This is a genomic window from Kitasatospora sp. NPDC086009 (assembly GCF_044540385.1).
Taxonomy (GTDB): Bacteria; Actinomycetota; Actinomycetes; order Streptomycetales; family Streptomycetaceae; genus Kitasatospora.
In genome coordinates, this window is record NZ_JBITSA010000001.1 from 1,063,694 (window position 1) to 1,086,148 (window position 22,455).

The 22,455-nt window shown below is 75.6% G+C and carries 19 protein-coding genes; 11 read left to right on the forward strand and 8 right to left on the reverse strand.

Features of this window, described 5'->3' with window-relative positions:
* Positions 1–38: 38 nt before the first annotated feature.
* The 8 genes from serS to ACIF6L_RS04935 all read right to left on the reverse strand — a co-directional run bounded on the left by serS (position 39) and on the right by ACIF6L_RS04935 (position 9,394).
* Positions 39–1,313 carry a serine--tRNA ligase gene (gene serS, locus ACIF6L_RS04900; protein ID WP_396486156.1) on the reverse strand — a complete coding sequence of 425 codons (1,275 nt, stop codon included), beginning with the start codon at positions 1,311–1,313 and terminating at the stop codon, positions 39–41.
* Between the two features lie 627 nt (positions 1,314–1,940).
* Positions 1,941–2,876, reverse strand: coding sequence for a prephenate dehydratase (gene pheA / locus ACIF6L_RS04905; protein ID WP_329488941.1), 936 nt, complete (start codon positions 2,874–2,876; stop codon positions 1,941–1,943).
* Positions 2,877–3,016: 140 nt separating this feature from the next.
* Entirely contained in the window at positions 3,017–4,309 is a 1,293-nt protein-coding gene (efeB, locus tag ACIF6L_RS04910; RefSeq protein WP_396486157.1) for an iron uptake transporter deferrochelatase/peroxidase subunit, read from the reverse strand.
* A gap of 5 nt (positions 4,310–4,314) precedes the next feature.
* Positions 4,315–6,345: a FixH family protein gene (locus ACIF6L_RS04915; protein ID WP_396486158.1), complete on the reverse strand. Its 2,031-nt coding sequence runs from the start codon at positions 6,343–6,345 to the stop codon at positions 4,315–4,317.
* Positions 6,346–6,357: 12 nt separating this feature from the next.
* On the reverse strand, positions 6,358–6,858 hold the full coding sequence (locus ACIF6L_RS04920) for a copper chaperone PCu(A)C (protein WP_329488944.1): 501 nt from the start codon (positions 6,856–6,858) through the stop codon (positions 6,358–6,360).
* The gene (locus ACIF6L_RS04925) at positions 6,855–7,520 is read right to left on the reverse strand and encodes an SCO family protein (RefSeq protein ID WP_329488945.1); all 666 of its coding nucleotides are present in this window, start codon (positions 7,518–7,520) and stop codon (positions 6,855–6,857) included. The genes ACIF6L_RS04920 and ACIF6L_RS04925 overlap by 4 nt, the downstream gene beginning before the upstream one ends.
* Positions 7,521–7,607: 87 nt before the next feature.
* The gene (locus ACIF6L_RS04930; protein WP_396486159.1) at positions 7,608–8,366 is read right to left on the reverse strand and encodes a YcnI family protein; all 759 of its coding nucleotides are present in this window, start codon (positions 8,364–8,366) and stop codon (positions 7,608–7,610) included.
* 188 nt (positions 8,367–8,554) lie between these two features.
* Complete coding sequence (locus ACIF6L_RS04935) at positions 8,555–9,394, reverse strand: hypothetical protein (protein ID WP_359808247.1); 840 nt, start codon at positions 9,392–9,394, stop codon at positions 8,555–8,557.
* A 228-nt stretch (positions 9,395–9,622) separates the two neighbouring features.
* On the opposite strand from ACIF6L_RS04935, the gene ACIF6L_RS04940 reads away from it, so the two are divergent.
* From ACIF6L_RS04940 to ACIF6L_RS04990, 11 genes are all read left to right on the forward strand, one after another.
* Positions 9,623–10,273 (forward strand): ATP-binding protein, encoded by a 651-nt coding sequence (locus ACIF6L_RS04940; protein WP_396486160.1) that lies wholly within the window; start codon positions 9,623–9,625, stop codon positions 10,271–10,273.
* Between the two features lie 84 nt (positions 10,274–10,357).
* Entirely contained in the window at positions 10,358–11,266 is a 909-nt protein-coding gene (locus tag ACIF6L_RS04945; protein ID WP_396486188.1) for a LysR family transcriptional regulator, read from the forward strand.
* 59 nt (positions 11,267–11,325) lie between these two features.
* Positions 11,326–12,423, forward strand: a complete 1,098-nt coding sequence (alc, locus tag ACIF6L_RS04950) for an allantoicase (RefSeq protein ID WP_396486161.1) — start codon at positions 11,326–11,328, stop codon at positions 12,421–12,423.
* 75 nt (positions 12,424–12,498) lie between these two features.
* Positions 12,499–12,729, forward strand: coding sequence for a hypothetical protein (locus ACIF6L_RS04955; protein WP_329488950.1), 231 nt, complete (start codon positions 12,499–12,501; stop codon positions 12,727–12,729).
* Positions 12,730–12,818: 89 nt separating this feature from the next.
* Entirely contained in the window at positions 12,819–14,162 is a 1,344-nt protein-coding gene (locus ACIF6L_RS04960; RefSeq protein WP_359838544.1) for an amidase, read from the forward strand.
* A 342-nt stretch (positions 14,163–14,504) separates the two neighbouring features.
* Positions 14,505–15,326: an integrase gene (locus ACIF6L_RS04965; RefSeq protein WP_352296438.1), complete on the forward strand. Its 822-nt coding sequence runs from the start codon at positions 14,505–14,507 to the stop codon at positions 15,324–15,326.
* 131 nt (positions 15,327–15,457) lie between these two features.
* The gene (locus tag ACIF6L_RS04970; protein ID WP_396486162.1) at positions 15,458–16,246 is read left to right on the forward strand and encodes a thioesterase II family protein; all 789 of its coding nucleotides are present in this window, start codon (positions 15,458–15,460) and stop codon (positions 16,244–16,246) included.
* A gap of 110 nt (positions 16,247–16,356) precedes the next feature.
* Positions 16,357–18,108, forward strand: a complete 1,752-nt coding sequence (locus tag ACIF6L_RS04975) for a fatty acyl-AMP ligase (RefSeq protein ID WP_396486163.1) — start codon at positions 16,357–16,359, stop codon at positions 18,106–18,108.
* The gene (locus ACIF6L_RS04980) at positions 18,105–19,868 is read left to right on the forward strand and encodes an acyl-CoA dehydrogenase family protein (RefSeq protein ID WP_359838540.1); all 1,764 of its coding nucleotides are present in this window, start codon (positions 18,105–18,107) and stop codon (positions 19,866–19,868) included. The genes ACIF6L_RS04975 and ACIF6L_RS04980 overlap by 4 nt, the downstream gene beginning before the upstream one ends.
* Entirely contained in the window at positions 19,865–21,583 is a 1,719-nt protein-coding gene (locus ACIF6L_RS04985; RefSeq protein WP_396486164.1) for an acyl-CoA dehydrogenase, read from the forward strand. Before ACIF6L_RS04980 ends, ACIF6L_RS04985 begins: the two co-directional genes overlap by 4 nt.
* 77 nt (positions 21,584–21,660) lie before the next feature.
* Positions 21,661–22,434 carry an enoyl-CoA hydratase/isomerase family protein gene (locus ACIF6L_RS04990; protein WP_396486165.1) on the forward strand — a complete coding sequence of 258 codons (774 nt, stop codon included), beginning with the start codon at positions 21,661–21,663 and terminating at the stop codon, positions 22,432–22,434.
* Positions 22,435–22,455 lie beyond the last annotated feature (21 nt).

The following is a 22,455-nucleotide window of genomic DNA, read 5'->3' on the forward strand; positions in this document are numbered from 1 at the left end:
CTCCCGGGAGTTGCATTCGGGCGGTGGTGCGGTGGGCGTTACTTGACCGGGGGCAGGACGGAACGCCCGCCGAGGAACGGCCGCAGCGCCTGCGGGACCACCACCGAGCCGTCGGCCTGCTGGTGGTTCTCCAGGATCGCCACGATGGTGCGCGGAACGGCGACCAGGGTGCCGTTCAGCGTGGCCAGCGGGCGGACCTTGCCCTCCTCGCGCATCCGGATGGAGAGCCGGCGCGACTGGTACTCGGTCGTGTTGGAGGTCGAGGTGACCTCGCGGTACTTGCCCTGGGTCGGGATCCACGCCTCGATGTCGAACTTGCGCGCGGCCGAGGAGCCGAGGTCGCCGGAGGCGACGTCGATCACCCGGTAGGGCAGCTCCAGGGCGTTCAGGAAGTCCTTCTCCCACTGCAGCAGCCGGCGGTGCTCCTGCTCGGCGTCCTCGGGCGTGGTGAAGACGAACATCTCCACCTTCTCGAACTGGTGGACGCGGATGATGCCGCGGGTGTCCTTGCCGTAGGTGCCGGCCTCGCGGCGGAAGCAGGACGAGTAGCCGGCGTAGCGCAGCGGCAGCTTGTCCGCGTCGATGATCTCGTCCATGTGGTACGCCGCGAGCGGGACCTCGCTGGTGCCGACGAGGTAGCGCTCCTCCTCTTCGAGGAAGTACACGTTCTCGGCGGCCTGGCCGAGGAAGCCGGTGCCGTCCATGGCGGCCGGGCGGACCAGGGCCGGGGTGATCATCGGGGTGAAGCCGGCCGCGGTGGCCTGGGTGATCGCCATGTTGACCAGGGCGAGCTCCAGCAGCGCGCCGACACCGGTCAGGTAGTAGGACCGAGCGCCGGCGACCTTGGCGCCGCGCTCGGTGTCGATCGCGCCGAGGATCTGCCCCAGCTCGACGTGGTCACGGGGCTCGAAGCCCTCGGCGGCGAAGTCGCGCGGAGTGCCGATCTCCTCCAGCGTGACGAAGTCCTCCTCACCGCCGACCGGGGCGGCCGGGTCGATGAGGTTCGCCAGCGAGCGGAGCAGGCGCTCGGCCTCCTCCTTGGCCACGCCCTGTTCGGCGTCGGCGGCCTTGACCTCCTCGGCGAGCGCCTTGGTGCGCTGCAGCAGGGCGGTCTTCTCCTCGCCCTGGGCCTTGGCGACCTGCTTGCCGAGCGTCTTCTGCTCGTTGCGGAGCTCGTCGAAGCGACTGCCCGAGGACCGCCGCCGTTCGTCGGCGGAGAGGAGGGCGTCGACCAGGTCGACGTCCTCGCCACGGACGCGCTGCGAGGCGCGCACTCGGTCAGGGTCCTCACGGAGCAGGCGAAGGTCAATCACGGAGCCAAGCCTACCGGGCGGGGGCCCGTCCACCGGTAGCGGATTTCCCCTGGGGATAACTCGCCCCATCCTGTGGATAACTCCTGTGGGCAAGCGCCGGGGGGTGAGTTATCCACAGGTGGATCGGGTGGGCTGTGGATGGCCGGGATACGGGTGGGGAGAGAGGCCGCAACCTAGGAATTGAGGCTTCAAACCTCATTTGACCTTCCCGGGTGAGGGAATTGAAGCACTCAGACGGGTGATTTGCTGGCACACGGGTGACTCTGGTCCGATTAGTCATCTCTGCGCCGCTAACCGGTGTTCCGACCGAAACGGCCGATGGCTATACCGGTTTGTCGACTCGTCCCCAGGTCTGTGGATAACTTTCGGCTGTGGACAGCCGCCGGGCCTGTGGACAGCCGGTTCCGCCGCTGCGGAGCCTGTGGACGACGGGTGCGGTCACCTGCCCCGGTGGCTGAGTTCAGTCGAAAACAGTCAAGAAAGAACAGGAAAACGAAAGTCGGCGATCAAATGTCCGGGCGGCCGGGGTCACCCGGATGCCGCAGCCGGCCGCGCCGCCCCGCAGGCCCGGGACACCCGGAGCCGGGTACCCCGGTCGCCCCGTCCGCCCCGGCGGCCCCGCGCGCCTCAGATGTCGCCGCGCCCGTCGAGGCAGCGGGAGAGCCAGTCGGCCGCCGCGCCGAAGTCGGCGTCCGAGGTGCCCGGCCGCCGGTGCTTGGTGACCTGCCGGTCGGCGCGCGGATAGGAGCCGAGGAAGCGCACCTGCGGGCAGATCCGCTTGAGGCCCATCAGCGCCTCGCTCACCCGGCGGTCGGCGAGGTGGCCCTCGCAGTCGATCAGGAAGCAGTAGCTGCCGAGCCCCTCACCGGTCGGGCGGGACTCGATCCGCATCAGGTTGACCCCGCGCACCGCGAACTCCTGGAGCAGCTCCAGCAGCGCGCCCGGGTGGTCGTCCGGCAGCCAGACCACCATCGAGGTCTTGTCCGCCCCGGTCGGCGAGGAGACCCGACCCGGCCGGCCCACCAGGATGAAGCGGGTGGTCGCGTTCTGCGCGTCGGCGATGTCCTTGACCAGCGGGTCCAGGCCGTAGATCGGCGCCGCGAACTCGCCCGCGAAGGCGCCGTCGAACCGCTCCTCGGCGACCAGCCGGGCGCCGTCGGCGTTGGAGGCCGAGGACTCCCAGCGGGCGTCCGGCAGGTTGGCGGCCAGCCAGCGGCGCACCTGCGGCTGGGCGACGGGGTGGCTGGTGACGGTCTTGATGTCGCCCAGTTCGGTGCCGGGCCGCACCAGCAGCGCGAAGGAGATCGGCAGCAGCACCTCCCGGTAGATCATCAGCGGGGTGCCGGCGGCCAGTTCGTCGTTGGTCGCGGTGACGGCGCCCTCGACGGAGTTCTCGATCGGCACGAACGCGCCCGAGGCCTCGCCCGCGCGCACCGCGTCCAGCACCAGCGGCACCGAGGCCAGCGGCACCAGCTCCCGGGTCGCCGCCTCCGGCAGGGTGCGCAGGGCCGCCTCCGTGAAGGTGCCCGCCGGGCCGAGGTAGGTGTAGCGGGTGGCCGACATGCCGCCTCCATGCGAAAGGGTTACCGAGCAGATCACCTTAGTCACTTCGCCCGCCTCCCACCGCCGCGTTCCGGTCCGTGGGAATCCCGGGCGGGGGGCCGGGCCGGGCGCGGGGAGGTGCCCCGGCCGCCGGCCGGCCGCTACTCCAGCAGCGACTGCCCCACGTAGCCGCCCTCCGGCGCGCCGGGCGGCACGGCGTACAGCCCGCTCGCCTCGTGCCGCAGGAAGCGGGAGAGGCCGTCGCCCCGGGAGAGCTTGCGCTGCACCGGGGTGAAGCCCCGGCCCGGGTCGGCCTGGAACGCGAGGAAGAGCAGCCCGGCGTCCGGCGAGCCGTCGGCCAGCAGGCCGTCGTGGTAGGAGAAGCCCCGCCGCAGCATCGCCGCCCCGCCGTTGGCGGCCGGTGCGGCGACCCGGATGTGCGCGTCGGCGGGGACGGCCAGCGTGCCGTCCGCCCTCTGCGCCGTCAGGTCCACCGGTGTGGTCTCGCCGGCGGAGGCGGGCGCGGAGAGCGGCGCGCCGTCCGTCTTGCGGCGGCCGATCACCCGCTCCTGGCGGTCCACCGGCAGTGCCTCCCAGGAGTCCAGCAGCATCCGGATCCGCCGGAACACCAGGTACGAGCCGCCGTTCAGCCAGGCGCTCCGCTCGTCACCGGCGGTGCAGAACACCTTGTCGGCGAAGCCGTCCTCACCGGGCCGGGGGTTGTTGGTGCCGTCGATCTGGCCCATCAGGTTGCGCCCGGTCATCGGCCGCGCGGTGGCACCGGGCGTCCGGGCGAAGCCGGCCGCCTGCCAGCGCAGCGCCGCGGTGCCGGCCGCCCGGCGCTGGAGCACCCGCAGGGCGTGCACGGCGACCAGCGCGTCGTCGGCGCCGATCTGGACGAAGAGGTCGCCGTCACCGCGGGCCGGGTCCAGCGCGTCCGCCGGGAAGGCGGGCAGCGGCTCCAGCGCCGCCGGGCGGCGGTCGGTCAGTCCGGCCCGGTCGAACAGGGTGGCGCCGAAGCCGAAGGTGACGGTCAGCGAGCAGGGGCCGGCGTCCAGCGCCACCTGGTTCTCGAACGCGTCGGCCGGCTCGCCGGCGGCCAGCAGCGCGGCCGTCCGGGACCAGTCGCGCAGCAGCGTCCGCAGCCCGTCCCGGCCGACGCCGGCGGCCAGGTCGAAGGCGGCCAGCTGGACCCGGGCCTGCTGCGGTTCGAGGATGCCGGCCTGGTGCTCGCCGTGGAACGGCACCCGTCCGGCGCCGAGCGCGCCGCTCGGCCCGGCGGCGGGTACGGCCGCGGGCGCCCGGTCCAGGGCGACCGCCCCGGCCGCGCCCGCGCTCGCACCGGCCACCAGCCCGGCCCCGGCGGTGCCCAGCAGGGCCCGCCGGGTGACGCCGGCGCGCGGGCCGGGCTCCGCGCCGCCGGGCGGCCGGCCGGTGTCCGTGGTGCTGCCCATCGCGCTCACCCGATCTTCAGCTGCTTGATCTCGGTGGTCTGGTCGATCTCCGAGGAGCGGACCTGCACCGACACCACCCAGTTCCCGGCCAGCGGGAGCTGCGCGGTACCGCTCCAGCGGCCCGGGCCCTCGGCGGTCAGCGGCACCGGCAGCGGGCCGAGGTCGCGGTCCGGCAGGGTGAAGGCGAGCTCCACCTCGGGGACCTCGACCGGCTTGCCGTCCGCCCCGTCCAGGCTCAGGTGGACTTCGTTGGGGCCGGTCCGGGCCGGGTTGAGGGTGACGGTCGCGGTGCCCTTGGCGTTCGGCGTCCGGCCCTTGGTGTCGTACGGGAGCTTGAGCTCCATGGTCTGGCCGGGCACCGTCTGCGGGGCGGGCACGCCCGGCGCGGGCGCGGTGGCGCCGTTGGCGGTGCCGGCCGCCGCGATCTCGCTCGCCACCCGGCCGGGCGGGGAGTTGGTCAGCATCGTGGTGACCACCAGCACGGCCACCGCCGCCACCGATTCGATCAGCACCGAGCGGCGCAGCCCGGCCCGGGTCGGGGTGAGTCCGCGGTCGCGGCCGGCGCTCGCCCGGGCGGCCCGCTGGCGGTCCAGCTGGGCCTGCCGGACCGGGTCGTCGGAGTGGGCCGCGACGGCGACCGGCTCCGGTGCCTCGACCGGCCGGGCCGCCTCGGCCTCCGCCGGAGCGGCCCGCAGCCGGGCCAGCCAGGCCCGGGAGATCCAGGCGACGCCGAGCATCGCGACCACGCAGCCGGTCTTCACCAGCAGCAGCCGCCCGTACTCGGTGTCGGTCAGCGCGCTCCAGCTGCCGAGGCCGCGCCAGGACTGGTAGATCCCGGTGGCGGTGAGCACCGCCACCGAGCCGAAGGCGACCTTGGAGAACCGCTCGGCGGCCGCCGCGCCGATCCCGTGCCGCAGCCCGACCGCCATCGCGGCCAGGCCGCCGAGCCAGAGCGCCATCGCGATCAGGTGCAGCATGCCGAGCGGCAGTGCCAGCCAGACCTGGATGCCGACCGAGGCGTGGTCGGCGCCCACCCAGGTCGCCGAGAGGGCGATGGCCAGCACCAGTCCGGCCACCCCGAGGCCCAGCCGGGTCTCGTGCTGCGGGCGCTCGGCGGCGCGCCGCTCCAGCTGCCGCAGCTCGGCCTCCTCCGCCTCCTCGGCGGTCCGTGCGTCGCCGTTCGCCCGCGCGTCGTCCGCCTCCTCCGGGCGGGCGGCCGGCGCGGGCTGTCCGAGCTGGCCGACCAGCAACGACAGGAAGACCCCGCTCGCCGCGAGCAGCAGCAGCCGGGCGGCCAGCGCGGTGCCGATCCGCTCGTCGAGGGTGGCGCGCACCAGCGACAGGTCGAAGGCCTGCCCGACGCCCGAACCCCGCTCGTACGGGCCGCGCAGCATCAGCACCGCGACGGTGGAGACCAGCAGCGCCACCCATCCGGTCATCAGCAGCCGCTGCACGGCGCGCTGCGCCGCCCCGGCCGGCCAGCAGGCCAGCACGAACGCGGCCGCGCCGACGAGCAGCGCGAACGCCCCGTAGGCGACGGTCCGGCCGGTGCCGTACAGCGCGGCGACCACGCCGTCGGCCTCGGCGCCGCTCAGCGCGGTGGTGGAGACGGAGGTGTCCGAGGGCGCGCCGATCGAGAAGGTGAACGCCCCGCCGATCGGGTGCGAGTCCTCGGAGACCGCGCGCCAGGCCACCGTGTAGGTGCCGTTGGCCAGGCCGCTGTTCAGCCCGACCCGGGCGGTGTTGTCCTTGCCGTCCGCGTGCGCGGGGTTGCCGCCGTCGACCGCCTTGCCGGCCGGGTCGAGGACCCGGACCGAGTCCCCGGAGAGCGACACCGACTCGCTGAAGGTCAGCGTGACCGCCTGCGGCGCGGTCGCGACGACCGAGTTCTGCGCGGGGTCGGTGGACTGCAGGGTGGCGTGCGCGGAGGCGGGGCCGGCGCCGGCGAGCAGCAGCGCGAGCACCGCGCCGAGCAGGCCCAGCAGCCCGACGGTCCGGCGGCGGGTGGTGGGGTTCGGCAACGCGGCCGTCAGCATCTCCTGGATCCCTTACTGCTGGCCGGGGCGGTAGGTGAGTTCCCGGACCGGCACCTTGACCGAGACGGTGCCGGTCCGGGCGAAGGTCAGGTCGAGTTCGAGCTCGTCACCGAGGGCGGGGGCCTTCCGCCATCCCATGATCATGAGGTGGTTGCCGCCCCGGGCGAGCTCCAACGCGCCGTGCGCGGGGACGTCCAGCCGCTCGACCTGCTCCATGGTGGAGGCGGTGGAGCGGTGCATGGTGACCGACTGCGCGGCCGGGCTGGAGACCTTGACCAGCTGGTCCTCGCCGCCGTCGTTGCGCACGGTGAGGTAGCCGGCCGCCATCCCACCCGCCGGGGGCAGCGGGATGTAGGAGTCGGCGACGCTCAGCAGGGCCGGACCGTCGGCCCGGGCCTCGCCGTCGCCCGCGCCGCAGGCGACCAGGATGGCGCCGGCGCCCAGTGCCGTCGCCAGCACCGCCCCCGCGAGCGCGGTCCGCCGGAACCCGCGCGGACCGCCGGCGCCGTTCATGCCGCGACCCCCTGGGCGAGCAGCGGGAGGTCGTGCTCGTAGGTCTTCTCCTCGGTGCCGCTGAGGTAGAGGACGTGCGCCTTGTCGTCCGAGGGCAGGAACGCCAGCACCTGCGCGCCGTGGGTGGAGGTGACCGTGCCGTCCGCGTTGACCACCGGGTCCTCGATCAGGATGCCGAGGGACTTGGCCGCGGCCTTCACCTTGGCCAGGTCCCCGGTGAGGCCTATGAAGTCCTTGCCCATCGAGTCCAGCCAGGTGCGCAGCACCTGCGGGGTGTCGCGCTGGGGGTCGGTGGAGACGAAGACGATGTCGACCTTCTGGCGCTCCTCGGGGGAGAGCTTGGTCATCGCCACGCCGATGTCGCCCATCGTGGTCGGGCAGACGTCCGGGCAGCTGGTGTAGCCGAAGAACAGCAGGGTGCTCCGGCCGTTGGTCTTCTGCCGCAGGTCGAAGGGCTGGCCGGCGGTGTCGGTCAGCTGGAGGTCGGGCTTGTCGAAGTGCTTGCCGAGCACGGTGCCCTGGTACGGGGAGTCGGCCTTCTGCTGGGTGACCTTGGCGGGGCCGGTGGAGCCGTCGGAGCCGCAGGCGGTCAGGGTGAGGGCCGCGGCGAGCGCGACGGCGGCGGCGCCGGCCAGCCGGGCGGTGCGGAGGGTGCGGGACATGGGGGATCCGATCGTGCGCGGTGGATCACCGGCGGGGCCGCGCCCGGGCCCGGGTGCGGTACGGGCGCGGCCCCGCCGGTGCGGGGGTCAGGAGGCGGAGCCGCCGTTCTTGCGGCGCAGGCCGAGCACGCCGAACGCCGCGCCGACCAGGCCGACGACGATGCCGACCACGGCGAGGACGCGGGCGGTGGAGTCGCTGCCCTTGTCCGAGGAGGCGGCGGCCTGGGTGGTCGCGTCGCCGTGCCCGTGGCCGTCGGCGGTGGCCGTGGGGGCGGCGGTCGCGCCGTGCTCGCCGCCGGCCGCGGCCTTGTCGAGGGCCAGCACGGGGGCGGGCTTGGCCGGCTCGGGCTGGCCGTCCTTGGCCTCGTCGATCCAGCGCACGACGTCGCCGTTGTCGTAGCTCTGCAGCGCCTTGAAGACCAGCTTGTCGGTGTCGGTCGGCAGCGGGCCGATCGAGACGCGGAACTCCTGGAACTGGCCGGGGGCGATCTTGGTGCCCGCGTCGGCGGTCCAGGTGATCTTGGAGACGGCCTCGTTGACGTCGTTGCCGTGCACCTTGATCGGCTTGTCGAGCTTGGACTTCTCGACGGTCGTGGTCCAGCCCGGCATCGGCAGGGTGCGGACGGAGGCCAGCGGGTGGTCCAGCGGGAGGTTGACCTCCAGCTTCACCGTGGACGCGTTGTCGTTCTCGTTCGGCACCCGGAAGTCCACGGCGGTGTAGCCGCCCTGCTGGGCGTTGCCCGGGTTCACGGTCACGTGCGCGAAGGCGGGGCCGGCCAGCGCCACGACCGACGCGGCGGCGGTGAGGGCGACGGCGGCGATACGGCGGGTGGGGAAGGAACGCATGATTCGGGTCTCCGTTCGGAGGCTCGGCGGCAGGACCGCTCCCGGACACGGTGATCCGTGCCTCGGCGGGGCCGCGCGGCGTGGGGACGAGTGGGAGCCGCACGCCGCGGGGGTGCGGCGGGTACGGCGCGGTCGCCGCGTACACCCGGACCCGGTACGGGGCCTTGCCGGCACTCCGTCGGGGCGGGTCAGTACGCGAGGGCCCCGAACGGGGGACCGCGCCGCACCACGCTGTGCCGCAGTGCGGCACGGGCCGGCGGCCGGCTGTCCCCGGCCCGCGCGCCGGAGCGGCGGGCGGGACCGGCGGGCGTGCCGAGCAGGCCCCGCAGCAGCGCCGCGGCCAGCGCGAACGCCGTCCGCAGCGGGGTGGTCCAGTGCTCCCGGGCGGCCGTGGCGGTGATCCTGACCAGCCGCCAGAGCGCCGCCTCGCCGCGCCGCAGCCACCAGCCGGCCGCCAGGGCGGCGGCCAGGTGGCCCGCGAGCATCGACGGCGTCATCCCGAACAGGCCGTCCTGCCACCAGGGCGCGACGGCGAACGCCCGCGGGTCCAGCCCCGCGCCGGCGACCAGCTGCTCGGCCGACGGGCTGCCGGGCAGGCCGGCCAGCGTGCCCGGACTGGCCTCGTTGCAGATCAGCCGGCCGGCCACCTGGGGCAGCGTCAGCGGGCCGGAGCCGCCGTGGTGCATCCCGGCCATCGCGCCGGCCGCCGCGGTGGCGTGCCCGCCGAAGGCGTGGAACAGGCAGTGCAGCCCGAGCTGGCCCGCACCGAGCGCGCCGGCGATGGCACCGAGCGAGCGCTCCCGCCCGCCGAAGGCCACCGCGAGCACCAGGACGGCCGCGAAGCCGGTCGCGAGCGCGGGCAGGGCCACGTTCCCGCCGCCGGCCAGGGCGTGCCCGGCGGCCGCGATCAGCGCGCAGACCAGGGCGAACGGGACGGCCCGCGCAAGCCGCAGGTCCCAGGCGGCGGCCCCCACCGGTGCGTCCGGTGCGGGGGCGCCCGGGTGCGGGGCGGCGGCGAGGGCAGTCATGGCCGGGCCATCATCTCATCGCCCCCCGCGCCGCCGAGGGCAGGGTGGGAAATCCCTACGAATGCCCCGTTCGGCCCGGCGTGCGGACCCCGGTGTGCGCCGCTCGGCACACACCCCGGCCCCAGTCCATCCGCCGAACGGGCGGTAGCCGACCCCCTGCACGGTTCACCGCATGATCGCCCGGAGATACCTAGTTGTATGTGGAGCCGCAGCCAGGAGGGACCTCCCGTGGACATCTGGTGGACTCTGCACCTCAAGCGCGACCCGGCCAGCGTTCCGCTGGCCCGGCGCATCCTGCTCGGTGCCATGGCGACGGCGGGCGTCGACCCGCAGATCGCCGACGACCTCGGGGTCGCCCTCAGCGAGGCCTGCGCCAACGCCGTGGAGCACGGCGCCTGCGGCCGCTCGGACGACGGCTTCCAGGTCACCGCGTCGATCAGCGGGGACCTCCTGCGGATCGAGGTCACGGACTCCGGCCCCGGCCTCGCCGCGACCGCCGCCCCCGCCCCGTTCCCGCCGCGCCGGCCGGCCGCCCCGCCGGCCCGTCCGGCCGCGACCGGCCGGGGCGCCCGCCGCCCCCGGCGCGGCCGCGCCAGCGTCCCCGGCCCGGTCCTGACCACCCGCCGCCCCCGCCGCGACGACCGCCCCTACGACACCCACGTGCTGCCCCCCTGCCACGCCGGGGCCCCCGCCCCCACCCTGCGCCCGGTCGACCTGGACACCCTCCCCGACCTCACCGCCGAGTCCGGCCGCGGCCTCTTCCTGATCCACGCCCTGACCGACCACGTCCAGCTCCGCAACCACCCCCTGCGCGGCGCGATCGTCAGCTTCGACAAGATCCTCAAGTGGCAGGACGACGCCCTGCTGCGGGCCTGCTGACCGCGGCGGACACCCCGCCCGGCGCCGGCCCGGGCGCGCCCTCCGGGGCGGCCGGGGCGGAACTACGCTGGCGCGATGGGTGCGGTGGGTGAGTGGGATCTGCGGCGGCTGCGGGTGCTGTGGGCGGTCGGTGAGTGCGGGACGGTGACGGCCGCGGCGGAGCGGCTGCGGCTCTCGCCGTCGGCGGTCTCGCAGCAGGTGTCGGCGCTGGCCAGGCAGGTGGGCGCGCCGATGCTGGAGCCGTACGGGCGGCGGGTCCGGCTGACCAGTGCGGCGCGGCTGGTGCTGCGCCACGCCGAGGTGGTGTTCGGGCAGCTGGAGCGGGCCGAGGCGGAGCTGGCGGGGTACCTGCACGGCGAGGCGGGTGAGGTGCGGGTGGGCGCCTTCGCCACCGCGATCGGCGGGCTGCTCGTCCCGGCGATCGCCCGGCTGCGGGCGGACGCGCCGCGGCTGGCGGTGCGGGTGGTGGAGACGGAGGCGGCCGGGGCCTACGGGCTGCTGGCGGCGGGGGACGTCGACCTGGCGCTCTCGCTCGCGGTGCGGCCGGCCGGCGGCGATCCCCGCTTCGTCGAGTCCGTCCTGCTCAGCGACCCGCTGGACGTGGCGCTGCCGCCCGGGCACCCGAGGGCCGACGCCCCGGACCTGCGGCTCGCGGACCTCGCCGACGAGCCGTGGATCTACGGCGCCGCCGGCCCCTGGCGGGAGATCACCCTGACGGCGTGCGCGGACGCCGGGTTCGTGCCCGAGCGCGCGCACACCGCCGCGGACTGGTCGGCGATCCTGGCGATGGTCGCGGCCGGACTCGGGGTGGCGCTGGTGCCCCGGCTGGCCTCGGCGGGGCGGGTCGGCGGGGCGGTGGTCCGGGCGCTGCCCGCCGACCTGCCGACCCGCCGGGTGGTCGCCGCGGTCCGCGCGGGGACGGAGGGGACGCCGCCGCTGCGTCGGGTGCTCGCCGCCCTGGCCGGGGCCGCCCGGGACGTTCAGTCCGGCTGAACGTTCTGGTCAGATCTTTGTGATGGACCTGACGGGTGTGCCGGGGTGACCGTGGAGGCATGACCACCGACGCGACCGCCCCCGAGACCGCCGCCCCCGAGACCGCCGACGCGCTGCCCTACGCGGGCGGCAACCCCTACGCCGACTACCGCTCCGGCAGCTTCGCCTTCACCGCCCTCACCGACCTGGCCGACCGCCGGCTCGGCGGCGCCGTGATCGCCGCCAACGACGAGCTCTTCGCCGAGCGGGAGAACCTGCTGCTGCCCGAGCCCGCCGAGTTCCGCCCGCACACCTTCGGCAACAAGGGCCAGATCATGGACGGCTGGGAGACCCGCCGCCGCCGCGGCGCCGGCACCGACCGTCCGCACCCGACCGCCGAGGACCACGACTGGGCGCTGATCCGCCTGGGAGTGCCGGGGGTCGTGCACGGCGTGATCGTCGACACCGCGCACTTCCGCGGCAACTACCCGCAGCGGATCGCCCTGGAGGGCGCCGAACTCCCCGGCACCCCGGGCCCGGAGGAGCTGCTCGCCGACTCCACCGTCTGGCACCCGCTGGTGCCCGCCTCGCCGGTGCGCGGCCACGCCGCCAACGGCTTCGCCGTCGAGGACGGCCGCCGCTTCACTCACCTGCGGCTCAGCCAGTACCCCGACGGCGGCATCGCCCGGCTGCGGGTGCACGGCGAGGCCCGGCCGGACACCGCCTGGCTGGCCGCGCTCGGCACCTTCGACCTGGCCGCGATCGAGCACGGCGGTGCGGTCGAGGACGCCTCCGACCGCTTCTTCTCGCCCCCGGCCAACCTCGCGCTGCCCGGCCGGTCCCGGGCGATGGGCGACGGCTGGGAGAACCGCCGGCGCCGGGACGCCGGCCACGACTGGGTCCTGCTGCGCCTCGCCGGGCGCGGCGCGATCCGCGCGGTGGAGATCGACACCGGCTACTACGTCGGCAACGCGGCCGGCTGGGCCGCGCTCCACGGACGGGACGAGCGGGCCGCCGACCCGCAGGAGTGGTTCGAGCTGGTGCCCCGCACCCGGCTCCAGCCCGACGCCGTCCACCGTCTGGTGCTGGACGCGCCCCGGCCCGCCACCCACGTCCGGCTCGACGTCTTCCCCGACGGCGGCATCGCCCGGCTGCGGCTGCACGGCAGCCTGGTCTGACCGGGTACGGCCGGGGGCGGGCGGCGCCGTCGGCCCCCGGTTGCCGGGGCCGGAGGGCCGCCGGACGATGGGGGAATGATGCACCAGATGCGCGCCGAGTACGGTGACGGCGGTCCGTCCGCCGGGGTGAGGCTCTGGCACATGGTCCGCGGCTCCGAAGCCGTCGCCATGTGCGGCCGGGAGCTGGACGAGGGGGCGCAGCTGCGGGATCCGGCGGACTGGGGCAAGACGCCCGAACTCTGCTGCCACACCTGCGGCGCGTACTTCCTGCGCGAGACCCCGTACCTGGCGACCGAACACCCGTAGCCCGGCGGCGGCCGCCCGTGGCGCGTCCGGCGGCTCCGGCCGCGCGCTGATGCGGCGCGAACCGCCGGGCGGGCCCTAGCGTGGTCGGCATGGAGAAGTCCCTGGTCCGTCCGCGGTCGCTGGCCGACGAGGTCGCGCGGTCGCGGGGCGGTGACGCCGACCTCGCCGGGCGGGTCGACCGGCTCTGCGGCCGGATCGAGCGGCTGGACCCGCTGCTGCACACCTTCGTGCCCGAGGCCGGCCGGCCGGAGCGGCTGCACGCCGAGGCCCGCGCGCTGGCCGCCCGCCACCCCGATCCGGCCACCGCCCCGCCGCTGTACGGGGTGGCGGTCGGGATCAAGGACATCGTCCACGTCGACGGCCTGCCCACGCACGCCGGATCGGCGCTGCCGCCGGGCGTGCTGGCCGGTCCGCAGGCCGCCGTGGTGGACCGGCTGCGGGCCGCGGGCGCGCTGGTGGCGGGCAAGACGGTGACTGCCGAGTTCGCCGGCAGCGCTCCGGGCCCGACCCGGAACCCGCACCACCCCGGGCACACGCCGGGCGGCTCCAGCAGCGGCTCGGCGGCGGCGGTCGCGGCCGGGCTGGTGCCGCTGGCGATCGGCACCCAGACGATCGGCTCGGTGGTCCGGCCCGCCGCCTACTGCGGAGTGGTGGGCTTCCGGCCGACGTACGGGCGGATCCCGCTCGACGGGGTGATCCCCAACGCGCCGAGCTTCGACACCGTCGGCCTGTTCACCGCCGACCTCGCCGGGGCGGCCCTGGCGGCGCCGCTGCTCTGCGACGACTGGCGGGGCGAGCGGCAGGGCGGTCCGCCCGGCGACGGCCCGCCCGTCCTCGGCCCGCCCGTCCTCGGGGTGCCCGCCGGGCCGTACCTGGAGCAGGCCGGACCGGCGGCGCTGGCGGCCTTCCGGGCGCAGCTGGACCGGCTGGCCGCCGCGGGGTCGACGGTGCGCGAGATCGAGTTGCTGCCCGACTTCGCGTGGCTGGTGCGGCAGGTGCGGACGATCAACCGCTTCGAGCAGGCCCGCGGCCACGCCGACTGGTTCGCCCGGTTCGGCGGCCTCTACCGGCCGGAGACGGCGGCCGGCATCCGGCACGGCCAGGCCGTCCGGCCGGAGGACCACGAGACGGCGCTCGGCGTCCGCGAGCACGTCCGCGCCCGGCTCGCCGAGGCCTGGGCGGCCGCGGGGGTGGACCTGGTGGTCGCGCCCTCCGCCACCGGGCCGGCCCCGTCCGGGCTGGGCAGCACCGGGGACGCGGTGATGTCCCTGCCGTGGAGTTACGCCGGGCTGCCCGCCGTCAGCCTGCCCGCCGGGGTGAGCGCGGACGGCCTGCCGCTCGGGCTCCAGGTGGTCGGCGCGGCCGGTGCGGACGAGTCGCTGCTGGCCCTGGCCGCGCCGCTGGAGCGGGCCCTGGGCGGCCCGGCCCGCTGAGCGGCGCGGCGGGCGGGGTCAGCGCCGGTCGCGCTCCTCGTCGGGGAAGCGGGGGCCGCCGATCAGGAACAGCAGGGCCGCGGTCGGAAAGCCGATCGACGCGGCCACCAGCACGATGAACTGCCAGAACATCCGTCGCTCCTCGTCCTCGTCAGTCCCGTGCGGCCCGGCCCCTCGAAGGAGACCGCGAAACCTGACAGGCCCTGATTGGCCGAATTGTCCACTCGATATCCGACGGTATGGCCGAATTACCCCCGCTGCCACCGGACGGTCCGGCGCCGGCGGCGCGCACCGCGTGCACGGGTCTGGGCGCGCGCCCCACCCGGCGTCCACACTGTCGGGATGCAGGTACAGCTGGCAGGGGAAGCACGGCGGCCGGACCGCGAGAGTGAGGACTTCGCGGCGGCCTCGCCGGAGGCGCTCGTACTGCTCGACGGCGCGAGCTCGCCGACCGGGCTGGAGTCGGGGTGCCGGCACGGCACCCCCTGGTACGTACGGCGGTTGGGGGTGCACCTGCTGGCCCGGCTGACCGACCGGGCGGACCGCTCGATCGCCGAGTGCCTGGCCGACGCCATCGTGGAGACGGCGGCGCTGCACGGGGGCCGCTGCGACCTCGCCCACCCCAACACGCCCGCCGCCATGGTGGTCGCCGCCCGGCGGCACGGCAGTGCGCTGGAGTACCTGGTGCTCGGGGACTCGCTGCTGGTGCTGCAGTACAAGGACGGGCCGCTCAAGGTGATCGGCGACAACCAGCGCTTCCCCGCCGGTGAGGAGGTGCGCCGCCAGGTCTGGTCGACGGTGCCCGGCTCCACCGAGCGCGCCGCGCTGCACCTGGAGTACGCGCTGGCCGTCCGGGCCGCCCGGAACTCCGGCACCGGCCCGTGGATCGCCGCCGCCAGCCCCAAGGCCGCGCAGCACGCCGAGACCGGCTTCGTCGAGCTGGAGCGGCTGCACGCGGTGGCCGCGCTGAGCGACGGCGCCTCGCGCTACACCGAGCGCTTCGGACTGGGCAGCTGGGCGGACGCCCTGCGACTGCTCGCCGAGTCGGGGCCGGGCGAGCTGATCGCCCAGGTGCGGGCGGTCGAGCGGTCGGACGCGGCCTGCGAGCGGTGGCCGCGCGGCAAGGCGCACGACGACGCCTCGGCCCTCTACGCGCTGCTGTAGCGGACCGGGCGGGGGCGGCGGACTTGCGCGGCCGACCGCCCGATATGGGCGCGGTATAGGAGCGGGCGGCACCGTGGCGGTGCTGATAGATCGGCATCTCCATGGCCGCACCCCTCCCCCGAAGGACGCTCATGACCGACTCCGTGGCGCTGTGGTTCCGCACCTACCACACGGCTCCGGCCCCGCGGCTGCGGCTGGTCTGCTTCCCGCACGCCGGCGGAGCACCCACCGCCTACTGGTCCTGGGCCCGCGAACTGCCCGAGGACATCGAGGTGCTGTCGGCCTGCTACCCGGGCCGGCAGGACCGCCTCGGCGACCCCTACGCGCCCTCCGTCCACGCGATGGCGGACGAGATCGCCGCCGCCCTGGCCGTTCTGACCGCCGACGGAGTGCCGCTGGCCCTGTTCGGCCACAGCATGGGCTCCGTGGTCGCGCACGAGGTGACGCTGCGGCTCGGCGCCGAGCACGGCGTGCGCCCGGTGCGGCTGTTCGTCTCCGGCTCCGAGGCCCCGCACCGCCGTGAGCGCGAGGAGTCGGCGGCCGCGGACGACGCCGACTTCCTGGCCGAGCTGCGCCAGCTCGGCCACAGCTCGCTGGCCGACATGGACCCGGGCCTCCTGGAGCTGGTGCTCCCCAGCATCCGGGCCGACTACCGGCTGTCGGCCGCCTACCGGCCCGACCCCGCGGCCGGACGCCACCGGGTGCCGGTCGTCGCCTACGTGGGGGCCCGGGACGCCGAGTGCGCGCCCGACAACGTCGCCGCCTGGTCGGACACCACCAGCGCCGGCTTCGAGCTGCGGATCTTCCCCGGCGACCACTTCTACCTCCAGGCCCAGGAGAAGCAGCTGCTCGCCCACATCGCCGGGCACCTGCAGTCCGACCTGCGGCTGCGCCAGGTGCTCGGCACCGGTCGCGCCTGAACCCCGCCCCGCCCCGCCCCGCCCGCGCCGCGCCCGCCCGTCGCCGTCCCCGCGGGCGCCGGCGTCCCGCCCCGCCACCGTCCACCCCTGACCGAAAAGAGGCCGTGCTGATGGCCGATCACCTGGTGACCCGACTGGAGCGGCACGGCCGCGAAACCCCCGACCGCACCGCCCTGGTCTTCGTCGAGGCCGCCTCCGACGGCTGGTCGGAGCAGCCGCTGAGCTTCGGTGACCTCGACCGCGCGGCCCGCTCGGTCGCCTCCTGGCTGCGCGAGCGGTGCGCCGTCGGCGAGCGCGTGATGCTGCTGTACGGGGCCGGACCCGAGTTCGTGACCGCGCTGGCCGGCTGCCTGTACGCGGGCGTGGTGGCCGTTCCGGCGCCCCAGCCCAGCACCCAGCGCGGCCACAGCTCCCGCGTCGACGGCATCGTGCGGGACGCCGACATCCGCCTGGTGCTGACCGACTCGGCCAACCACGGCACGGCCGTCGCCATGCTGGAGCAGGCCGGTGTCACCGAGCTGCCCTGCGTGGCCACCGACCTGCTGGACCTGGCGCCCGCCCCCGACTGGCAGGTGCCGCCGACCGCCGACGACGACCTGGTGTTCATCCAGTACACGTCGGGCTCGACCAGCGCGCCCAAGGGCGTGATGGTCACCCAGCGCTCGCTGCGCCACAACATCGGCCTGATCGCGCGGGCCTTCGCGCTGGAGTACGACAGCCGCGGCGCCTGCTGGCTGCCCCAGCACCACGACATGGGCCTGATCGGCGCCCTGATCGCACCGCTGTACGTCGGCGCCCTCGGCTACCAGCTCGCCCCGATGGCCTTCCTGCGCCGCCCGCACCTGTGGCTGGAGCTGATCAGCAGCCGGCGCGCCACCCACACGTCGGCCCCGAACTTCGCCTACGACCTGTGCGCCCGCCGGGTGACCGACGCCCAGCTGGCCGGACTGGACCTGGGCAGCCTGGTCAGCGCGGGCAACGGCGCGGAGCCGGTCAGCGCCGCCACCCTGCGCCGGTTCGTCGAGCGGTTCGCCCCGGCGGGCTTCCGGCTCGACCAGTTCAACCCCTGCTACGGCATGGCCGAGACCACTCTGCTGGTCTCCGGCACGCCGCGCGGCGAGACCCCGGCCCTGACGGCCGTCGACGCCGAGGCGCTCGCCGCCAACGAGCTGCGTCCGGTCGCCCCGGGCGGCGACGGCCCGCTGCTGGTGAGCAGCGGCACCGTCCACGACCTCGACGTGCGGATCGTCGACCCGGCCACCGCCGCCACCCTCCCGGACGGCGGGATCGGTGAGATCTGGATCCGCGGCGACAGCGTGGCCGCCGGCTACTGGCGCAACCCCGAGGCCACCGCGACGACCTTCCGCGCCGTCACGGCGGAGGGCGCGGCGGGCTACCTGCGCACCGGCGACACCGGCGCCCTGCACGAGGGCCGGCTGTACGTCACCGGGCGGATCAAGGAAGTCCTGATCGTCAACGGCCGCAACCTCTACCCGCACGACATCGAGCGCGAACTCGCCGAACTGGACGAGGCGTTCAACGGGCTCAGCGGCAGCGTCTGCACGGTGCCGGGCACCGGTGAGCAGATCGTGGTGATGCACGAGGTCCGCCGCCGCCCCGGCGCCCCCGAGGAGCTGGCCGAGTTCGCCCGGCAGCTGCGCGGCCGGCTCGCCGAGCGGGTCGGCGTGCGGATCCCCAACCTGGTGCTGCTGCGGCCCGGCCAGGTCCGCAAGACCACCAGCGGCAAGGTGCAGCGCTCGCTCATGCGCGAGCTGTTCATGACCGGAGCGCTGGAGCCGGTGGTCGAGGACCTCGACCCGGCCACCGCCGCCCGCTACCGCAGCGCGGCCGGTGCGCGATGACCCACGCCGCCACCCACCCCTCCCGCCGGATCGCCGGCGAGCTGGACCGCGCCCTCGGCGACCCCGAGGACGGCGGACGGCTGTTCTCCTACGCGCGCTGCGGCGCGCTGGACGACCGGGAGGAGTTCCCGGTCGAGATCTGCCGGGAGCTGGACCTGCTGGGGCTGCCCCGGCACTACGTCCCGGCCGAGTACGGCGGGGCGCTGGAGAGTTACGAGCACGTCCTGCAGCTGATGCGCGCGGTCGCCCGCCGGGACCTCACCGTCGCCATCGCGCACGGCAAGACCTTCCTGGGCGCGGTGTCGGTCTGGGTCGGCGGCAGCCGGGAGCAGGCCGAGCGGCTGGCCGCCCAGGTGCTCGACGGGACGGTGGTCTCCTGGGGCCTGACCGAGCGCGACCACGGCAGCGACCTGCTGGCCGGCGAGGTCGTCGCCGTGCCGACCGGGGACGGTTACCGGGTGAGCGGCGAGAAGTGGCTCATCAACAACGCCAACCGCGGCCGGGCGGTCTGCCTGCTGGCCCGTACCGGCGAGGCCGGCGACGCGCGCGGCTTCAGCCTGCTGATGATCGACAAGTCCGCCGTCGCGCCGCCCGGCTACCGGCCGCTGCCGGCCGTGAAGCTGCACGGCATCCGCGGCGCCGACATCAGCGGGGTGGCCTTCACCGACGCCCGGGTGCCGGCCGACGCGCTGGTCGGCGGCGAGGGCGACGGCGCCGAGATCGTCCTCAAGAGCCTCCAGCTGACCCGCACGATGTGCGCCGCGCTGTCGCTCGGCGCCGCCGACAACGCGCTCACGCTGGCCGCCGGCTACGCCCTGGAGCGGCGGGCCTACGGCCGGCTGCTGGCCGAACTCCCGCAGACCCGCAGGCTGCTGGCGCAGTCGTACGCGGACGTGCTGCTCGCCGAGGCGGTGAGCACGGTGGCCGTCCGCAGCATCCACGCGCTGCCCGGCGAGCTGGCCGTCTCCTCGGCCGTCACCAAGTACCTGGTACCGACCCTGGTCGACCAGGTGATCGACCGGCTCGGGACCGTGCTCGGATCGCGCTCGCTGCTGGTCGGCGAGACCTACCAGCACGGCCGCTTCCAGAAGGTCCAGCGCGACCACCGGATCGTCGGCATCTTCGACGGCAACGCGCTGGTCAACCTGCACGCGCTGATCAACCACTTCCCCCTGCTGGCCCGCCAGTTGCGCAAGCGGACGGTGGACGCCGCCGGGCTGGCCGAGGCCACCGACCTGGCCGCGCCGCAGGCCCCGCTCGACCGCGAGCGGCTCAGCCTGCTCCCGCGCGGCGGCTCCAGCGTGCTGCAGGCGCTGCCCGCCGCGGTGGCCGAACTCGGCCGGCTGGCCGCGCACGGCGCCGTCCCGGCCTCGCTCGGCCGGCGGGCCGAGGCACTGCTGGCCGCGGTCGACGGCCTGGCGGTCGAACTGGCCGCCCACCGGCCGGTCCCGGTCGAGGCGCCGCGCGCGGCCTTCGACCTGGCCGAGCGGTACGCCCTGCTGTACGCGGCCGCGGCCGCCGTCCAGCTCTGGCTGCGCAACCACGAGGCACCCGAGCACCAGGGCGGCCTGTGGGCCGACGGGCTCTGGCTGGAGGCGGCGCTGGCCCGGGTGCTGACCCGGCTCGGCCTCGGCCCGCGGCGCCCGGTGGCCGGCGACGACCTGCTGGAGCGCCTGGTGCCCTTCCTGGAGGAGCAGCAACGCAGCGGCCTCCTCCCGTCCCTGCTGTCCTACCCCCTGGTGAAGGGAAGCAGCCGATGACCACGGCCACCACCCCCGACTGCTACGCCGACCTCGGCAACCCGGCACCGCTGGAGGCCCTGTTCGGCGACCCCGAGTACCAGGACAACCCGCTGGGCTTCGCCGCCTTCGTGGCCGCCGACGAGCGCGGCGACCTGCTCCCGGCCGGTGAGCGCGTCCTGGACGCCTACGGGCTCGGCGCCGAGTTCGTGCCGCGGCGGCTCGGCGGCCGGCTCGACCGGGCCGACCGGCTGGCCCGGGTGCTGCGCCCGCTGTTCCGCCGCGACGCGGCGCTCGGCCTCGGCCACGGCGCCAGCAACCTGGTCGGCGCGGTCAACGTGTGGGCCCAGGGCGGTGACCAGCAGCAGCGGTGGCTCGCGGACGTCCTGTGCCGCAACGGCCGGATCGCCGCCGCCTACACCGACATGTCCACCGGCAACGACGTCTCGAACACCGCCTTCCGCGGCACCCTGCGGCAGGACCACCTCGTCCTCGACGGCCACAAGGAGATCATCAACAACCTGGCCCGTGCCGAGGCCGTCACCGTGCTGGCCCGCACCAGCCCGGAGCCCGGCAGCCGCAGCCACTCGATGGTGCTGGTCGACATGGCCACCGCGCCGCGCGACCGGCTGCGCTTCCTGCCGCGCTACCGCACCGTCGGGGTGCGCGCGATGTACCTGGGCGGGCTGCAGTTCGACCACTGCCCGGTGCCGGTGACCGCGGTGGCCGGCGAGGTCGGCGCGGCCATGGAGACCATCCTGCGGTCCTTCCAGGTCACCCGGGCGGTGCTGCCCGCCGCCGCGCTCGGCGCGGTGGACCAGCAGCTGCGCACGGTCACCGGCTTCGCGCTGGGCCGGCGGCTGTACCACCGCACGGTGGCCGACCTGCCGCACGCCCGCTCGGTGCTCACCGACGCCTTCGTGGACCTCCAGGCGGCCGACGCCTTCGCCACCACGGTCTGCCGCGCGCTGCACCTGCTGCCCGGGCAGACCAGCGTCTACGCGGCGGCCGTCAAGTACCTGGTGCCGCTGCTCTTCAAGGACACCGTCGACGCCCTGGGCCAGGTGCTGGGCGCCCGCTCGTTCCTGCGCGAGGGGCCGCACGCGGTGTTCCAGAAGCACGCCCGGGACCTGCCGGTCGCCTCGCTGGTGCACGCCGGCGGCACGGTCTGCCAGGCCACCGTCATCCCGCAGCTGCCCCGGCTGGCCCGCGCCGCCTGGCTGGTCGGCGAACCGGCCCCGGCCGGCGTCTTCCACCTGGCGGGGGACCTGCCCGAGCTGGACTTCGACCGGCTGAGCACCACCGCCGGGCGGTACGACCCGCTGCTGGGGAGCCTGGTGGACGCGGCCGCCCGGGTGCGCGACGAACCGGTCCTGGGCCGGCTCACCGCCCAGCTGGTGGACGAGCTGACCGCGCTCAAACAGGCCTGCCAGGAGCTCGCGCCCCGGGACCGCACCCCGCTGGCCGGCCCGGTGAGCTTCGAACTCACCCACCGCTACGCGGTGCTGCTGGCCGCCGCCTGCTGCCTGGGCGTGTGGCTGAACAACCCGGACCACCCGGGCGCGTACGCGCGCCGGCCCGAGTGGGTCGTCGCGGCGCTGGCCCGGCTCACCGCCCGGCTCGGCTGCCCGCCGGTGCCTGGGGCGGAGGCCGTCCGTCCGGCGGTCTTGCGCGAGCTGCTCGACCGCTACGAGAGCGGCGCCGGATTCGACCTCATCGGCCGGCACCTCGCCTGACCGGCCGGCACCTCGCGCACGCGGACCGGTGGCTCCCGGCGGGAGCCGCCGATGACGCCCAGTGACAGGAAGAGAGCATGGGAAAGTACGTACGGGTCGAGGAGGCCGGGCCGGTGGCGACCGTCCGGCTGCTGCGCCCGACCATCAGCGGCGCCGACCCGGTGCTGCCCGCGGAGCTGGCCGAGGCCGCCGAGCGGGTCGGATCGGACCCGGCCGTCCGGGCCGTGATCCTCACCGGGGGCCGGCGCGTCTTCGGCTCCGGCGCGGACCTCGCGGCGATGGCCGAATGCACCCCCGCCGAGGTGGACGCGTACACCGCCCGGCTGCACGCCGGGTTCGCCGCGATCGCCGCGATCCCCAAGCCGGTGGTGGCCGCGATCGTGGGCTTCGCCCTGGGCGGCGGGCTCGAACTCGCCCTCTGCGCCGACTTCCGGGTGGCCGGGTCCGGGGCCGTGCTCGGTCTGCCGGAGATCCGGTTGGGGATCATCCCCGGCACCGGCGGCACCCAGCGGCTGCCCCGGCTGATCGGCCCGGCACGGGCCAAGCGGCTGATCATGACCGGACGGCAGGTGGACGCGGCCGAGGCGCTGGAGCTCGGCCTGGTCGACGAGGTCGTCCCGGACACCGAGGTGCACGCCTCGGCCCAGCGGCTGGCGGAGCGGTTCGCCGACGGGCCGACAGCCGCCCTGGGCGCCGCCAAGCGGGCCGTCGACGAGGGCCTCGGCCGGCCGCTGGCCGAGGGACTGGACCTCGAACGGCACCGGTTCGCCGCCCTGTTCGCCACCGCCGACCAGCGGGAGGGCCTGCGGGCACACCTCGCCGGGGAACCCCCGCGGTTCATCGGCCACTGACCCGCCCACCCACCGCAACGA

Coding starts and splice junctions, on each gene's coding strand:
- pheA (WP_329488941.1), bottom strand. CDS start 2,876: ATGTCGGCCACCCGCTACACCTACCTCGGCCCGGCGGGCACCTTCACG.
- efeB (WP_396486157.1), bottom strand. CDS start 4,309: ATGGGCAGCACCACGGACACCGGCCGGCCGCCCGGCGGCGCGGAGCCC.
- ACIF6L_RS04915 (WP_396486158.1), bottom strand. CDS start 6,345: ATGCTGACGGCCGCGTTGCCGAACCCCACCACCCGCCGCCGGACCGTC.
- ACIF6L_RS04920 (WP_329488944.1), bottom strand. CDS start 6,858: ATGAACGGCGCCGGCGGTCCGCGCGGGTTCCGGCGGACCGCGCTCGCG.
- ACIF6L_RS04925 (WP_329488945.1), bottom strand. CDS start 7,520: ATGTCCCGCACCCTCCGCACCGCCCGGCTGGCCGGCGCCGCCGCCGTC.
- ACIF6L_RS04930 (WP_396486159.1), bottom strand. CDS start 8,366: ATGCGTTCCTTCCCCACCCGCCGTATCGCCGCCGTCGCCCTCACCGCC.
- ACIF6L_RS04935 (WP_359808247.1), bottom strand. CDS start 9,394: ATGACTGCCCTCGCCGCCGCCCCGCACCCGGGCGCCCCCGCACCGGAC.
- alc (WP_396486161.1), top strand. CDS start 11,326: ATGACCACCGACGCGACCGCCCCCGAGACCGCCGCCCCCGAGACCGCC.
- ACIF6L_RS04955 (WP_329488950.1), top strand. CDS start 12,499: ATGATGCACCAGATGCGCGCCGAGTACGGTGACGGCGGTCCGTCCGCC.
- ACIF6L_RS04960 (WP_359838544.1), top strand. CDS start 12,819: ATGGAGAAGTCCCTGGTCCGTCCGCGGTCGCTGGCCGACGAGGTCGCG.
- ACIF6L_RS04965 (WP_352296438.1), top strand. CDS start 14,505: ATGCAGGTACAGCTGGCAGGGGAAGCACGGCGGCCGGACCGCGAGAGT.
- ACIF6L_RS04970 (WP_396486162.1), top strand. CDS start 15,458: ATGACCGACTCCGTGGCGCTGTGGTTCCGCACCTACCACACGGCTCCG.
- ACIF6L_RS04975 (WP_396486163.1), top strand. CDS start 16,357: ATGGCCGATCACCTGGTGACCCGACTGGAGCGGCACGGCCGCGAAACC.
- ACIF6L_RS04980 (WP_359838540.1), top strand. CDS start 18,105: ATGACCCACGCCGCCACCCACCCCTCCCGCCGGATCGCCGGCGAGCTG.
- ACIF6L_RS04985 (WP_396486164.1), top strand. CDS start 19,865: ATGACCACGGCCACCACCCCCGACTGCTACGCCGACCTCGGCAACCCG.
- ACIF6L_RS04990 (WP_396486165.1), top strand. CDS start 21,661: ATGGGAAAGTACGTACGGGTCGAGGAGGCCGGGCCGGTGGCGACCGTC.